Source organism: Stutzerimonas frequens, assembly GCF_024448335.1.
Classification (GTDB): Bacteria; Pseudomonadota; Gammaproteobacteria; order Pseudomonadales; family Pseudomonadaceae; genus Stutzerimonas; species Stutzerimonas frequens.
The window spans coordinates 307,167-321,749 of sequence record NZ_JAMOHM010000003.1; the positions used below are offsets into that span (position 1 = coordinate 307,167).

The window sequence follows — 14,583 nt, forward strand, 5'->3', positions numbered from 1 at the left end:
ACCGATATATGATCGGCGAATCCGATACACGCCGGAGAGCACAACAATGAACCTGAACAAGGTCGATCTGAATCTATTCATCGTCTTCGACGCCATCTACACCGAAGCGAACCTCACACGTGCCGGGCAGATCGTCGGCATCACCCAGCCCGCCGTTTCCAACGCCCTCGCCCGCTTGCGCGAGACGTTCAACGATCCGCTCTTCGTGCGTACCGCCCAGGGCATGGTGCCGACGCCGATGGCGCAGAACATCATTGGCCCGGTACGCAATGCGCTGCAGCTGCTGCGGGTATCGGTGCAGGAAAGCCGCACCTTCAGCCCGGCGCAGGCAAACAAGACGTTCCGCATCAGCATGACCGACCTCACCGAGGCGGTGATGCTGCCGCCGCTGTTCCAGCGCCTGCGCCGCCTGGCACCGAACGTGAAGATCGAGAGCATGCTGGCCAAGCGCCGCGAGACGACCAAGGAACTGGCCGCCGGCCGCCTGGACTTCGCCATGGACGCGCCACTCAACACCGACCCGCAGGTGCGTCACGTCAAGCTGCTGGAAGATCGCTACATCTGCGCCATGCGCCGCGGCCACCCGCTGGCCAAAGACAAGCTCACCCTGGAGCAATACCTGTCGCTGTCGCACATCCACATTTCCAGCCGCCGCAGCGGGCTTGGTCTGGTGGACCTGGCATTGGGCAAGATGGGCCTGCAGCGCAAGATCGCCCTGCGCTCACAGCACTACCTGATGGCGACCCAGGTGATCGACCAGACCGACATGGCGGTGACCGTTCCCGAGCGTTTCGCCCGGCGGCACAACCTGCACCAGGTCGACCTGCCGGTGGACATCATGCCGCTGGAAACCCACATCTACTGGCATGAAAGCACCGATCAGGACCCGGCCAACCGCTGGATGCGCGAGCAGATGATCGAGATCGCCCAGCAGGTCACCGCGCAGCAGGATCTCTGATTCCCTGGCGGGTGAAAGCCCGCCTCAGGCGCTGTCGCGCATTACCACTTCGAAGCCCACGTCGATACAGCGCTCGGCAGGCTGCCGACCTCGCATCAGGCTCAGCAGCATCTGCGCCGCCAGCTCGCCGATTTCGCCACGCCGGGTGCGCACCGTGCTCAGCGCCGGATGCATCCAGGCCGCCGCCGGCAGGTCATTGAAACCGGCAATTGCCAACCGCCCCGGCACGTCGAGCCCCAGCTGATGGGCGCGAAACAGCGCCCCAAGGGCCAGGTCGTCGTTGTTGAAGAACACCGCGTCGATCTGCGAGTGCTGAGCCAGCAGCCGATCCAGCAGCTCCGCGCCAAGCCCAATGGACGACAGCTGTGGCGTCAACAGCTCCAGAGTCGGCTCATAGCGACCGGCCTGACGCATGGCCTGACGGTAGCCTTCGGCGCGTTGCAGGGTCCGAGGGTCGAGCTGCGCCGCGGCGAACGCAACGTGACGATAGCCGCGCTCGAGCAGCGTGCGGGTCATCGCCGCGCCGGCCTGCAATTGCGAGAAGCCGACGCAATAGTTGTCCGCCTGATCGCTCAGCTCCATCAGCGTGACCCGTGGCGCCGTGTAGCCGGCCAGCACTGCCCGCGCCGCCTCGCTGCGCTCGAAACCGGTGAGCAGCAGTCCGGCCGGCTGATGGGCCAGATAGGCGCGCAGCAGCCGTTCGTCCTCTTCGGGGCGATAGTGGCTGACGCCGATCATCATTTCGTAACCCGCCGGCATCAGCACCCGCTGGATGGCCTCGACGGTGTCGACGAACACCGCGTTGGACAGCGAGGGGATGATCACCGCCACCAAGTTGGAGCGCGAACTGGCCAGGCTGCGCGCCGCGGGGTGCGGCACATAGCCGAGCGCCTTGACCGCCTGCTCGACACGCTCACGCAATGCATCGGATACCAGATCCGGTTGCGACAGCGCGCGGGATGCCGACATCAGCGAGCAGCCGGCACTACGTGCGACATCCGAGAGGGTTACCCGCTCGGCAGAGCGGCGACGGCGTGTGGTCATGCGCGTTCCATTGGTCGAAAGCGGCGGATTCTAGCAGCGGGCATTCTGGGGGCGCCTCCTAAGGTGCGGCCTTTTCCACTTCGGCCTGCACCTGATCGAACAGGTCCTGGCCGACCGCATCGATCACTGTCTGGATCGCCGGCTGCGCCTGCTCACGCATGCGCTGGATCTCCTCCGGGCTGACCTCGTTGATCTGCATGCCGTGCTCTTTCAGCGCCGCCAGGGCCTGGCTCGCCTCGCGACGGGTGTCCTCGCGCTCGGCATCACGCGCCTTCTGGGCCGCCGCCATGATGATGCCCTGCTCGGTTTCCGAGAGCCCGTCCCACCAGCGCTTGGACGCCGTGACGATCCAGGGGCTGTAGACGTGATTGGTCACGCTGAGGAACTTCTGCACTTCATAGAACTTGGAAGACAGGATGGTGTTGTAGGGGTTTTCCTGGCCGTCGACCGCCTTGGTTTCCAGCGCAGTGAAAAGCTCGGAGAACGGCAGCGGCACCGCATTGGCGCCCATGCGCTTGAAGGTGTCGATAAACACCGGATTGGGCATCACGCGCAGTTTGATGCCATTGAAGTCCTCGAACTTCTCGATTGGCCGCGCGCTGTTGGTCACGTTGCGAAAGCCATTCTCCCAGTAGGCCAACCCGACCAGCCCCTTTTCCTCGAGCTTGTCCATGATCTGCCGACCCACCGGCCCGTCCAGTACCTGATCGGCCTGGCCAGGATCGGTGAAGAGAAACGGCGTGTCCCACACCGCCATTTCCTTGGTGATGCCGACCAGCGTCGCGGTCGAGCCGACCATCATTTCCTGTGCGCCGCCGATCAGCGCGTTCTGCATCTGGTCGTCCGAGCCGAGGCTGGCCGAACCAAACGTACGCACTTTCAGCTTGCCGTCCGAAGCCTTGGCCACCTCTTCGGCGAGCAGTTTCACTGCCCTGCCCTGGTTGCTGTCTTCGTTGAGGCCGTAGCCGAAGCGGATCATGCGCGGGCGGATGTCGTCGGCGGCGTGGACCTGGCCGAGGCCGAGTGTGCTGCCGAGCAATGCGGCAGTCAGGGTGCTGATGATGAGTCGTTTCATGGAGCGGTACCTTTCTTGTTGTTGGGCTGTTGGGTGTGTCGCTGGAGTTCCACGACCGGCGTTACCGCAGCCAGGCCAGGGGTACGGTGATGATCGAGGGCGCGGCTATGAGCAGCCCGACGATCACCAGGTAGACGAGGAAGAACGGCATCACGCCGCGCACCAGGGTTTCCATGCGCAGCCGGCCGATGCCGCCGACCACGTTGAGCACGGTGCCTACCGGCGGGGTGATCAGCCCGATGGAACCGATCAGCACGAACATCACGCCGAAATACACCGGATCGATGCCGGCCTTGATCGCGATGGGCGCCAGCACCGGACCGAGGATCAGAATGGTCGGGGTCAGGTCCAGCACCATGCCGACAGCGATCATTAGCAGCATGATGGCGACCATCAGCAGCTTGGGATCCTGCGCCAGCGGACCGAGCATCGCCGCGATCTCGTCGGGCAGCTGGGCCAGGGTGATCATGTACGCCGATACCGTCGCCGCGGCGCAGAGAAACATCACCGACGCCGTAGTGCGGCTGGCACGCGTGAGCACCTCGACCAGCCCGGCCCAGGTCAGTTCGCGATACAGCAGGGTCGACACCGCCAGCGCGTAGACCGCGGCGACCACGGCGGCTTCGGTCGGGGTGAACAGCCCGCCGCGCAGGCCGCCGACGATGATCACCGGCAGCATCAGCGCCGCCGCCCCGTCGACTAGCACGCGGCGGCGCACGGCACCGCTGGCCTTTTCCTGTTTCGGTTCGTCGATCCGCCGGGCGATCAGCGTCCAGGCGACGATCAGGCCCATGCCCATGATCAGCCCCGGCACCATGCCGGCGAGAAACAGCTGGCTGATCGACGTGCCGGTCACCACGCCGTAGATCACGAACGGCATCGACGGCGGAATGATCGGGGCGATGATCCCGCCCGCCGCCACCAGGCCCGACGACGAACTCAGCGGGTAGCCGCGCTCGCGCATCATCGGCAGCAACAGCGTCGCCAGCGCGGCGGTATCGGCCAATGCCGAGCCGGACATGCTGGCCAGCAGCACCGAAGCGGCAATCGCCACGTAACCCAGGCCGCCACGCTTGTGGCCGAAATAGGCCTGCGCCATGGCGATGATGCGCCGGGAGATGCCACCTGCATTCATCAGCTCGCCGGCCAGGATGAAGAACGGCACAGCCAGCAGCGGGAAGCTGTCAGCGCCGGCCTGAAGGTTTTGCGCCAAGAGCTGCACGTCCCAGAAATCCAGGTACCACATCAGCACCGAGCCGGTGAGCAGCAGCGCGAAAGCGATGGGCATGCCAAGCGTCATGAAGCCCAGCAGCGATGAAAGGAAGACGACGACGGTCATACAAGGTCCTCGGTTGGGCAGTGCCCGTATTGTTCTGATTGCGGCGTCGCTTCAGTCCGCGGTGACATTCGCAGCGGCGGTGGCCGATGGCTGATCGCGCCGCCAGACGTTGGCCAGCTGCAGCAGCGCCAGTACCGCCAGCGCGACCATGCTTGCAGCCACCGGCAGCATCGCCAGGCCCAGCGGATAGCCGACTACCGGGCTGTTGATGGTCCAGCCGAACTGCATCTGGTTCCAGCCGCCCCAGGCCGCCAGGCCGCTCGCAGCAGCCACCAGCAGCCAGCTGACGGAGTCGACGACGCGGCGGAACAGCCGCGGGAAGCGGTCGCGCAGCATGGAAAAGCTCATCAGCTCGCCGCGGCGCATGCTCGAAGCGACGCCGACGAATACCAGCCAGACGAATGCCAGCCGCGACAGCTCCTCGGCGCCGGTCCAGCCAGTGCCGAAGGCATAACGCAGCACCACGCTGGAGAACACCACAATGACCATGAAGGCCATCAGCGCGGCCATCAGCCAATCGGTCAGGCGGTCGAAGTGCTGGGCGACCGTGCCGCTGTAGATCGGCTCGTTGGTCAGTGGCGGAGCTGTGGTAGCGCTATCAAGCGGGCGCGAAGAAAGATCGACCCGGGTTTCGATCAGCTCATCCAGACCGGCGCCCTGCATCCAATCGACGATCTGGCGTAGAACGACTTCGCGGGGCTGGCTGGCATCCACGGTCAATACGCCGGGTTCGCCCTCCGGTGATTCCAGCGTGGCGAACTGGCTATCGACCAGGGAAATCGGCATGAAATGGCCCGGCCGGCCGCCGACGCGCTGCACGGCGGTTTCGTAATCGATGGCCAGATGGGCGAAACGCAGCTCCGGAACCGCACTGCGCAGCAACTCCCGGTAGCTGCGCTTGAGCGCCGAGCAAGCCAACACGAAGCCGCTGCCTGCCGCTAAAGTGCGCTGCATTTCAGCGATCAGCGCGTGCAGCCACTCCACGCGATCGGCGTCGGACAGCGGCGTGCCGGCACGCATGCGCGCCACGTTCTCTGCCGGGTGAAAGTTGTCCGCTTCGATGTGCGGCAGGCCGAGCGCGTCGGCTACGGCGTGGCTGGTGTCCGTCTTGCCGGAACCGCTGACGCCCATGACGACCAGCACCGGAAGCGCGGAAGCCTTTGAGTTATGCACTGAAGGCATGCGAGGAATCCATTGTTTTGCTTGTTTGGTCGGATGTTAGCGCTATCAAACGGCGTGATAGAACTACCGCTCGTCGACCGATCAGTCACGTATCGCCTCCATCGAAATGGTATGTCGGTCGACTTTCGCGGCGGCATGACTACAATCGCGCCCCTGTGCAATCGAGGACACCGAGCATGCCCAAAGCCATGTGCCGCCACATTCTGGTCAAGACCGAGGCCGAAGCCACGCAGCTGAAAAAGCGCATCGCCAATGGCGAGGCGTTCGACGTGCTGGCGCGCAAGTACTCGACTTGCCCGTCCGGCAAGAAAGGTGGCGATCTCGGCGAAGTGCGCCCAGGGCAGATGGTGCGCAGCATCGATCAAGTGATCTTCAAGAAGCCTCTGCGCGAAGTGCACGGTCCGGTAAAGAGCCAGTTCGGCTACCACCTGGTGCAGGTGTTCTACCGCGACTGAGCTGGCGCTTAGCCAAAGCGTTGCAGCTGCATTTCTCGCAGACGACTGAGCGTGCGGCGGAACGGGAATGCCAGATAGCCCTCTGTATACAGCTCATCCAGTGCCACGTCGGCTTCGATATAGAGCGGAATCCGCCGGTCGTAGCACTCGTCCACCAGCGCGATGAAGCGGCGCACGGCATCATCCCGCGCGGCGAGCCTGGGCAATTGGCGGTCGCCCGCCTCGACCCGCGCGGCTCCATCCTCGGTGCCACGGGCTATGCGCCCATCGCGCTGCGTGCCGCCCAGCCTGGGCACGTCACCAATCAGGATCGCCGTGAAACGGTCGCACAGTTCGATGAAGTCCAGCGCCGAAAACGGCTGCCCGCAGAGGTCGGCGAAGCGGCACCAGAGCACCGATTCGCTACGCCGCACGACGTCGAGTGGACGACGGCTGAGAGCCAATGGCTCGATGCTGAACGCTCCATCGGCCAGCGCCTCGAACGTCGCGATCAGTGCGCTGCCACTGTCGGGCGGGGCGATCCAGTAGCGCTGCAGCGCAGCGCCGGGCCGCAGGCGGTGGTCGGCGCCACCATCCACATCCACCACCTGCATGTGCTGCACGATGGCATCGATGGCCGGCAGAAAACGCTCGCGATTGAAGCCGTCGGCATACAGCTGCTCCGGCGGTTGATTGGAGGTGGCGACGATCACCACGCCGTGCTCGAAGAGCACCTGGAACAGGCGCCCCAGGAGGATCGCGTCGCCGATGTCGCCGACGAACAGCTCGTCGAAGCAGAGTACGCGAATCTCTTGTGAAAGTTCTCTGGCCAGGGCCTGCAACGGATCGGCTGTGCCGTTGAGCTGGAACAGTCGGATATGCACCCAGCGCATGAAATGGTGGAAATGCTGCCGCCGCGACGGAACCGTCAGGCTTGCGTGAAACAAGTCCATCAGCCAGGTCTTGCCACGCCCGACCGGTCCCCATAGGTAGACGCCAAGCGGCAGGTCCGCACCGGAAAGCAGCGCCTCATGACAGGCCTGAAGCCGTGCAACGGCGCGCTGTTGAGCCGCATCGGCAACGAAACCGTCTTGTGCGATTGCCTGCTGGTAGCGTTCACGGGGCGAGTCGACGTGCATGATCGTCCGGCGCAAAAGCCGCCATGGTAGCGCGCGACCGCTCAGTTATGCCCATCCTGCAGCAGTCGCTCGGCCTGGGCGCCGAGCTGCTCGAGCAGCATCGCCTGCGCCGGTAGCAGCTGCTCGTGAACACGGGTCAACGCATAGACCGGCACGCTGACGGCGGGCTCGAGCAGACGAGTCTGCACCTCGCCGCCAGTAGCCGCCAGCGCGGTGAACGGATCGACCAGCGCCACGCCCTGCCCCGCAGACACCAGCTGACGCGCCAGCTGATAGGTCTGCACCCAGGTAACGACGCGCGGCGGCGGATCCAGCTCCTCGATGTGGCCGCGCAACAGGCTGCCCAGCGCATCGCGGGCGTCGATGCCGATCAGCGCTTTACCCGCCAAGGCCTGCAGCCGCAGCGGGCTGTGCAGTTCATCCAGCGGCCACCAGCCAAGCGGCGCGATCACGCGCATGCGTCCCTCGGCCAATAGCTGGCTGCTCAGTCCCGGATGCTCCACCGCCTGTGACGTCAGCCCCAGATCGGCTTCACGCAGCAACAGCGCCTCGACGATTTCCGCCGTGTGCTGCGTCGCGAGCTGACAGACCGTACGTGGAAATCGCTCGCGCCAGGCGCACAACGCCTGTGGCAGCAGTGCTTGAGCCAAGGCCGGCGTGCAGATCAGGCGCAATGCGCACTCCTCGCCCCGGCCGAGGCTATCTGCAAGCCGCCGCAGATTCTGCAGGTCGATGGCCAGGCGTTCGGTCTGCTGCTGCAACACGCGCGCCTCGGCGGTGGGCTGCAGCTTGCCGCGCGCCCGGTCGAACAGCGCAAAGCCCAGTTGTTGCTCGGCATGCTTGAGAATCTTGCTCGCCGCCGGCTGGGAGATATGCAGCAGCTCGGCCGCGGCCGTCAGGCTGCCAGTTTGCAGGATCGCCTGGAACAGTTCGATATGACGCAACCGCATGCATGTCCTCCTTCAGTCAATCGAGCATAACCGCAGGTTATGGGAACGCTCCATCCTGTCATTGGCCGCCTCGCTAACACTCGGCCTAGGCTGCGCTGAACGAGTCGGAGGAGCAGTTGCATGCGGATAGCAGTCATCGGCGCAGGCGTTATCGGGCTTGCCACCGCCTATTCACTGGTGCGCCAGGGGCACAATGTCGAGCTGATCGAACGGCGCGACGGTGTCGCCCTGGAAACCAGCTTCGCCAATGGCGGGCAGCTCAGCTATCGCTACGTTTCGCCCCTGGCCGATGCCGGCGTTCCGCTGCAGGCGATTGGCTGGATGCTGCGCGGAGCCGATGCCCCGCTGCGCTTCCGACCGCGGGCGAGTCTGCACCAGTGGCGCTGGTGCCTGCAGTTCCTGCTGGCGTGCCGGCGCTCGGTCAATCGGCGCAACGCGGCTCACTTGCTGCGGCTCGCCCTGCACAGCCAGCAGATCCTGCGCAGCTGGCGCGAGCAGGACCAGCTGGACGGCTTCGCCTGGCGCGCCAACGGCAAACTGGTGATCTATCGCGATCAACACAGCCTGCACAAGGGCGCAGCGGCCATCGACGACGAATCAGGGCAGCGGCTGCTGGACGCCGCGCAATGCATCGACGTCGAGCCGGCGTTGGCGCCGTTGGCGTCATCGCTGCACGGCGGCATCTATTCGCCCGGCGACGAGGTTGCCGACTGCCATCTGTTCTGCACCGAACTGCTGCGGCGACTGCGGGCATCGCCTGCGTTTCATCTGCATACCGGCCAATCGGTGAGCGCATTGCGCACCGAAGGCAAGCGGGTCCGCGCGGTCGTGCTCGGGCACGATGACGTCGCCATCGACCATCTGGTAGTGGCGGCCGGCACCGGCAGCGTCGGGCTGCTTCGGCCACTGGGTATCGACCTGCCGATCTACCCGCTCAAGGGCTACAGCCTGACCGTTGCGCTGGCCGACCAGAACCGCGTGCCGCAAACCAACGTCACCGACTACGACAACAAGGTCGTCTACGCCCGCCTGGACGATCAGCTGCGCGTCGCGGCAATGGTGGATATCGGCGGCTGGGGCAGCGCACTCGACCACAAACGCATCGCGACGCTGCAGCGCCTGGCTGGCGCGACTTTCCCCGACGCGGGGGACTACCGGCACGCCCGCCAATGGGCCGGTCTGCGCCCAGCCACACCGGAGGGCACGCCGCTCATCGGCCGCAGCGGCATCGATAATCTCTGGCTCAACGTCGGCCACGGCAGCCTGGGCTTCACGCTCGCCTGCGGCAGCGCCGACCTGCTGGCCAGCGAAATCGGCGGATCGCCGCCAGCGGTTTCGCTGCAGGGGCTGAGCCTAACCTGCTGATCTCACAGCCGTACCGTTCCGACTAAACCAACAAGAGGGAACCACGATGAACCACCAGATCCGTATCGGCCTGTTCGGCATCACCCTGGCAGGCGCGCTGGCAATGGCGAGCCCAGGCGCGCTCGCCCAGGAGCGTTTCGTCACCATCGGCACCGGCGGCCAGACCGGCGTGTACTACACCGCCGGCCAGTCGGTGTGCCGCTTCCTCAATCGCGCCGAGGTGAAGCCGGCCATCAAGTGCAACGCACCCTCCACCGCCGGCAGCGTGACCAACATCGTGGCGTTGCAGAAAGGTGAGTACGATTTCGGTTTCATCCAGTCCGACCATCAGCACAAGGCCTTGCAAGGCCTGGCTCCGTTCGACCGCGACGGTGCCGTCGACGAGCTACGCGCGGTGTTCTCGCTGCAATCGGAAATTCTCACCGTGGTGGTGCGCGAGGACAGCGGCATCCGTGATCTGGATGGCCTGGAAGGCAAACGCGTGAACATCGGCGTGCCCGGCTCCGGCAGCCGCGATACCTTCGAGGAAGTCATGAAGGCCAAAGGCTGGAGCAATGCCAGCTTCGCCCTGGCCGCCGAACTCAAACCCGCGGAGATGGCCTCGGCACTGGGCGACAACAACCTGGATGCCATCACCTATGTGGTGGGCCATCCCAGTGGTGCGATCCAGGAGGCACTGACGAACGTGAAGGCGCGGATCATCCCGGTCCAGGGCGAGGCGATCGACGCCCTGCTCGCCAAGGCCGACTACTACAGCTCGGCGCCGATACCCGGCGGGCTCTATCCGGGTGTCGATGTCTCGGTCCCCTCGATCGGCGGCAAGGCGGTTCTGGCCACCACCAGCAAGACCGACCCCGAAGTCGTCTACCAGCTGGTCAAGTCGGTGTTCGACAACCTCGAACGATTCAAGCACCTGCATCCGGCCTTCGCCGAGCTTCAAGCCGAGGACATGATCCGCGTCGGCCTGACCGCGCCCCTGCACGAGGGCGCGGAACGTTACTACCGGGAAAAAGGCTGGCTGTGACGCAGCCGACCGCCGTCAGAGCGCCAGGGACAGGCTCAGGCTGAGGTTGCGCGGGTCACCCGGCATCACCCAGACGTTGCTGTACGAGCGCTCGTAGTAGGTACGGTCGAAGGCGTTGTTCAGGTTCACTCCCAGCGTCAGGTTCTGCGTGGCCTGGTAGCGCGCGAGCAGATCGACCGTGGTGTAGGACGGCAGTTCGAAGTCGCTGTGGGCCTGCCCTGCCCGATCGCCCACATAGTTCAGCGCACCACCCAGGGAAAGACCGCGCAGATCGCCATCCTGGAACTCGTAGGTGGTCAGCAGGCTGCCGCTGTGGCGCGGCACGTTGAGCAGGCGACTGCCGCGCGCCAGGGTGTTGTCGCGGGTCACTTCCGCATCCACGTAGGCGTAGGCGCCGATCACTCGAATGGCGTCGGTGAGCTGGCCGGCGAGCTGCAGATCCACACCCCGGCTGCGAACTTCGCCCGCAGCGATCTGGAAGCCATCGTTGGCCGGATCGCTGGTCAGCACATTCTCCTTGGTCAGGTGGAATGCCGCGGCGGTCAGGCCCAGACGGCCATCGAACAGGTCGAGTTTGACGCCCGCCTCGTAGCCCATGCCCTCTTCCGGATCGAAGGTCGCGCCACTGGCAGCGGCTCCGTTATTCGGTTTGAACGACTGCGAAGCGTTGGCGAACAAGCCGACCTCCGGCAACAGCTGGTAGAGCACGCCGACCCGAGGCGTGATCTTTTCGTGCGTCTGCTCGGCTCGCCGGCCGCTCACCTCGTTGTCCAGGCGCTGTTCGTAATGGTCGTAACGGGCCCCGACCACGCCGAACAGCTTGTCGGTCAGACGCATCTGGTCCTGCAGATTCAGTGCGCGGTTGTGCACCAACTCGTTGCGGTCGACCGTGCGGGCCGGATTGAACGCCGGTCGCAGTGAGCCATAGACGGGGTTGTAGAGGTCGATACTGCGCAGGTTGTCGGAGCGCAGCATGAATTCGCTCAAGGCATAGCGTTCGTACTCGGTGCCGATCAGCAGCTGATGTTCGATCGAACCGGTGTCCACCCGGCCGTGCAGTTCCAGTTGGGTGATCGCGTCCTGCCAGTCATAGTCGCGATAGCGCAGGTTGCGCGACAGCGTTCGGCCGTCTGCTGCGACCGCCGCTGCTTCGGTGGCATAGCCGTCCATGCGCCCCTGCTTGTAGTGACTGGCCAGGCGCAGTGTCCAGACCTCGTTGAGGTCGTGTTCGAGTTCGGCCTGCAGCGTTTCGTTGTCGTTGCTGATCGGACCATCGGAGGGTTCGCCATAGAATGCCGAGCGGGACACCCGGCCCAGGTTGCCGCCCGGTGCGACCACCCCGCGGTCGAAGGTCTGCCGGTTGCGCACCACCTCAGCCTGCACCAGCAACCGCGTATCGGGGCTCAGCTCCCAGCTGAAGGACGGCGCCACGAACTGCCGTTCGGATTCGCGATGGTCGCGGAAACTCTTGTTGTCTTCGACGGCGATGTTCATGCGGTACAGCATGTTGCCGTCTTCATCCAGCGGCGTGTTCACGTCCAACGCGCTGCGGTAGCGATCCCAACGCCCGGCGCTCAGGTCAAGACGGGCGAAGCTATCCAGCTGCGGCCGCTTGCTGACGATGTTGATGGTGCCGCCCGGATCGCCACGGCCGTACAGGCTGGCGGACGGTCCCTTGAGAACCTCGACACGTTCGATGCTCGCCGCGTCCGGCGGGTTCATGTAGCCCCGGTTGACGCTGAAGCCATCCTTGTAGAACTCGCTGGTGGTCAACCCGCGGACGCTGTACTCGTACATCGTCAGGCCGCCGAAGTCGTTCTGCCGTGCAACGCCGCCGGCGAAGTCCAACGCCCTTTCCACTCGTGGGCTGTCCAGGTCGTCCAGCACCGAGGCCGGGACGACGCTGATCGACTGGGGTATTTCCTCGATGGGCGTATCGGTCCTGGTGGCGCTGCGCGTGCGCTTGGCGCGATAGCCCTGCACCGGTCCGTCGGCACGTTCCTGATCGGCAGTGATGACGACCGAATCCAGCACCGCCGCCTCCTGCGCGCCCGCCAGCGGCGCACCTGCCAGCATCAATGCCGCTCCGGCACCCGCCCACTTCAATACCGCGACTTTCTCACTCATGCCTAACACTCAAGATCAAGACGTTATATCGTAACAATGCTGTCCGTTTGGCTTGGCGCTGTCAATGGAACGATTCGCATCTGCTTCGCCACGAATGGCCGGTTCCTCGATTGCTGCGTTCACCCTCCTTACTCCGATGGCGCAGCTATGCGACAATGCGCGCCTTTCGCTCGGCCGCAATCCCCGCATTCGTTCTCGACAGCCAGCATCCGTCGCTGTCGTACTCCTCAGCATTGCAGGATCACCAGCTCCCCTTCCGGAGCGAGCTGGAACGCCGAGTATTGCTGCCGGATCGGTCCCGGCCCGTTACACGTCGCATTCATTGATAGGTAAGCCCTTGATCTCCACCGCCAATATCACCATGCAGTTCGGTGCCAAGCCGCTGTTCGAAAACGTTTCCGTCAAGTTCGGCGGTGGCAACCGCTACGGTCTCATCGGCGCCAATGGCTGCGGCAAATCGACCTTCATGAAAATCCTCGGTGGCGAGCTGGAACCATCGGCCGGCCAGGTGATGCTCGAGCCCAACGTGCGCCTGGGCAAGCTGCGTCAGGATCAGTTCGCCTATGAAGACTTCAGCGTGATCGACACGGTGATCATGGGTCACACCGAGCTGTGGAAGGTGAAGGCCGAGCGCGACCGCATCTACTCGCTGCCGGAAATGAGCGAGGAAGACGGCATGGCGGTCGCCGAGCTGGAGGTTCAGTTCGCCGAGTTCGACGGCTACACCGCCGAATCGCGCGCCGGCGAGCTGCTGCTCGGCCTGGGCATCCCGCTCGATCAGCATTTCGGCCCGATGAGTGCCGTGGCGCCCGGCTGGAAGCTGCGCGTACTGCTGGCCCAGGCGCTGTTCTCCGACCCGGAAGTGCTGCTGCTGGACGAACCGACCAACCACTTGGACATCAACACCATCCGCTGGCTGGAATCGATTCTCACGGCGCGCAACAGCACCATGATCATCATTTCCCACGACCGCCACTTCCTCAACAGCGTCTGCACCCACATGGCCGACCTGGATTACGGCGAGCTGCGCCTGTTCCCGGGCAACTACGACGAATACATGACGGCCGCAACCCAGGCCCGTGAACGCCTGCTCTCGGACAACGCCAAGAAGAAGGCGCAGATCGCCGAACTGCAGACCTTCGTCAGCCGCTTCTCGGCCAACGCCTCCAAGGCCAAGCAGGCCACCAGCCGCGCGAAGCTGATCGACAAGATCCAGCTCGACGAAGTGAAGCCGTCCAGTCGCGTCAGCCCGTTCATCCGTTTCGAGCAGTACAAGAAGCTGCATCGCCAGGCGGTCACCCTGGAGCGCATCAGTCAGGGTTATGACGGCACGCCACTGTTCCAGAACCTGAATCTGCAGGTCGAGGCCGGCGAGCGTGTGGCCATCATCGGCCCGAACGGCATCGGCAAGACCACCCTGCTGCGCACACTGGTCGGTGAGTTGCCACCCATGTCCGGTGAAGTGAAGTGGACCGAAAGTGCCGATGTGGGCTATTTCGCCCAGGACCACGCCGAGGACTTCGAGGACGACGTCACCCTCTTCGACTGGATGGGCCAGTGGACCCAGGGTGGCGAGCAACTGGTGCGCGGCACGTTGGGCCGCATGCTGTTCTCCAACGACGAGATCAAGAAATCGGTCAAGGTGATCTCCGGTGGCGAACAGGGCCGCATGCTGTTCGGCAAGCTGATCCTGAAGAAGCCCAACGTGCTGGTGATGGACGAACCAACCAACCACCTGGACATGGAATCCATTGAGGCACTCAACCTGGCGCTGGAGAACTACCCGGGCACGCTGATCTTCGTCAGCCACGACCGCGAGTTCGTCAGCTCCCTGGCCACGCGCATCATCGAATTGTCGGAGAACGGCGTGACTGACTTCAGCGGCAGCTACGACGACTATCTGCGCAGCCAGGGCGTGCTTGTTTGAAACCGCCTCGCGCATGAAA

At 64.5% G+C, this 14,583-nt stretch carries 12 protein-coding genes; 5 read left to right on the forward strand and 7 right to left on the reverse strand.

What is annotated here, in order from left to right; all coding sequences use genetic code 11:
* Positions 1 to 46 precede the first annotated feature (46 nt).
* A complete protein-coding gene (locus tag NAO55_RS06340) occupies positions 47 to 958 on the forward strand; it encodes a LysR family transcriptional regulator (RefSeq protein WP_011913327.1) in 912 nt (303 codons plus the stop codon).
* 24 nt (positions 959 to 982) lie between these two features.
* Here the strand turns inward: NAO55_RS06340 and gntR are convergent, their stop codons facing one another.
* From gntR to NAO55_RS06360, 4 genes are all read right to left on the reverse strand, one after another.
* Complete coding sequence (gene gntR / locus NAO55_RS06345) at positions 983 to 2,002, reverse strand: HTH-type transcriptional regulator GntR (protein WP_102841041.1); 1,020 nt, start codon at positions 2,000 to 2,002, stop codon at positions 983 to 985.
* 58 nt (positions 2,003 to 2,060) lie between these two features.
* A complete protein-coding gene (locus NAO55_RS06350; RefSeq protein ID WP_102841040.1) occupies positions 2,061 to 3,077 on the reverse strand; it encodes a TRAP transporter substrate-binding protein in 1,017 nt (338 codons plus the stop codon).
* 61 nt (positions 3,078 to 3,138) lie between these two features.
* Entirely contained in the window at positions 3,139 to 4,416 is a 1,278-nt protein-coding gene (locus tag NAO55_RS06355; protein ID WP_102841039.1) for a TRAP transporter large permease, read from the reverse strand.
* A gap of 51 nt (positions 4,417 to 4,467) precedes the next feature.
* Positions 4,468 to 5,598 carry a gluconokinase, GntK/IdnK-type gene (locus NAO55_RS06360; protein WP_102841038.1) on the reverse strand — a complete coding sequence of 377 codons (1,131 nt, stop codon included), beginning with the start codon at positions 5,596 to 5,598 and terminating at the stop codon, positions 4,468 to 4,470.
* 176 nt (positions 5,599 to 5,774) lie between these two features.
* Between NAO55_RS06360 and NAO55_RS06365 the strand changes: the two genes are divergently transcribed.
* Entirely contained in the window at positions 5,775 to 6,053 is a 279-nt protein-coding gene (locus NAO55_RS06365) for a peptidylprolyl isomerase (RefSeq protein WP_003300382.1), read from the forward strand.
* Between the two features lie 8 nt (positions 6,054 to 6,061).
* On the opposite strand, the gene zapE is transcribed toward NAO55_RS06365, so the two are convergent.
* Together zapE and NAO55_RS06375 are read right to left on the reverse strand one after the other, a co-directional pair.
* Positions 6,062 to 7,171, reverse strand: coding sequence for a cell division protein ZapE (zapE, locus tag NAO55_RS06370; RefSeq protein WP_102841037.1), 1,110 nt, complete (start codon positions 7,169 to 7,171; stop codon positions 6,062 to 6,064).
* Positions 7,172 to 7,212: 41 nt separating this feature from the next.
* Positions 7,213 to 8,121 (reverse strand): LysR family transcriptional regulator, encoded by a 909-nt coding sequence (locus NAO55_RS06375; protein WP_102841036.1) that lies wholly within the window; start codon positions 8,119 to 8,121, stop codon positions 7,213 to 7,215.
* A 120-nt stretch (positions 8,122 to 8,241) separates the two neighbouring features.
* Here NAO55_RS06375 and NAO55_RS06380 point away from each other — a divergent pair, with 120 nt between their 5' ends.
* Positions 8,242 to 9,486, forward strand: coding sequence for a D-amino acid dehydrogenase (locus NAO55_RS06380; RefSeq protein WP_102841035.1), 1,245 nt, complete (start codon positions 8,242 to 8,244; stop codon positions 9,484 to 9,486).
* A gap of 46 nt (positions 9,487 to 9,532) precedes the next feature.
* The gene (locus NAO55_RS06385) at positions 9,533 to 10,510 is read left to right on the forward strand and encodes a TAXI family TRAP transporter solute-binding subunit (protein WP_102841034.1); all 978 of its coding nucleotides are present in this window, start codon (positions 9,533 to 9,535) and stop codon (positions 10,508 to 10,510) included.
* Positions 10,511 to 10,525: 15 nt separating this feature from the next.
* Here the strand turns inward: NAO55_RS06385 and NAO55_RS06390 are convergent, their stop codons facing one another.
* Positions 10,526 to 12,637, reverse strand: coding sequence for a TonB-dependent siderophore receptor (locus NAO55_RS06390; protein WP_439794657.1), 2,112 nt, complete (start codon positions 12,635 to 12,637; stop codon positions 10,526 to 10,528).
* 337 nt (positions 12,638 to 12,974) lie between these two features.
* Between NAO55_RS06390 and NAO55_RS06395 the strand changes: the two genes are divergently transcribed.
* Positions 12,975 to 14,564, forward strand: coding sequence for an ABC-F family ATPase (locus NAO55_RS06395; RefSeq protein WP_102841032.1), 1,590 nt, complete (start codon positions 12,975 to 12,977; stop codon positions 14,562 to 14,564).
* Positions 14,565 to 14,583 lie beyond the last annotated feature (19 nt).

Bases quoted from the DNA above. Each gene is read 5' to 3' on its own strand.
- NAO55_RS06390 (WP_439794657.1), bottom strand. From the start codon at position 12,637: ATGAGTGAGAAAGTCGCGGTATTGAAGTGGGCGGGTGCCGGAGCGGCA.
- NAO55_RS06350 (WP_102841040.1), bottom strand. From the start codon at position 3,077: ATGAAACGACTCATCATCAGCACCCTGACTGCCGCATTGCTCGGCAGC.
- NAO55_RS06355 (WP_102841039.1), bottom strand. From the start codon at position 4,416: ATGACCGTCGTCGTCTTCCTTTCATCGCTGCTGGGCTTCATGACGCTT.
- NAO55_RS06385 (WP_102841034.1), top strand. From the start codon at position 9,533: ATGAACCACCAGATCCGTATCGGCCTGTTCGGCATCACCCTGGCAGGC.
- zapE (WP_102841037.1), bottom strand. From the start codon at position 7,171: ATGCACGTCGACTCGCCCCGTGAACGCTACCAGCAGGCAATCGCACAA.
- NAO55_RS06360 (WP_102841038.1), bottom strand. From the start codon at position 5,598: ATGCCTTCAGTGCATAACTCAAAGGCTTCCGCGCTTCCGGTGCTGGTC.
- NAO55_RS06365 (WP_003300382.1), top strand. From the start codon at position 5,775: ATGCCCAAAGCCATGTGCCGCCACATTCTGGTCAAGACCGAGGCCGAA.
- gntR (WP_102841041.1), bottom strand. From the start codon at position 2,002: ATGACCACACGCCGTCGCCGCTCTGCCGAGCGGGTAACCCTCTCGGAT.
- NAO55_RS06375 (WP_102841036.1), bottom strand. From the start codon at position 8,121: ATGCGGTTGCGTCATATCGAACTGTTCCAGGCGATCCTGCAAACTGGC.
- NAO55_RS06380 (WP_102841035.1), top strand. From the start codon at position 8,242: ATGCGGATAGCAGTCATCGGCGCAGGCGTTATCGGGCTTGCCACCGCC.
- NAO55_RS06340 (WP_011913327.1), top strand. From the start codon at position 47: ATGAACCTGAACAAGGTCGATCTGAATCTATTCATCGTCTTCGACGCC.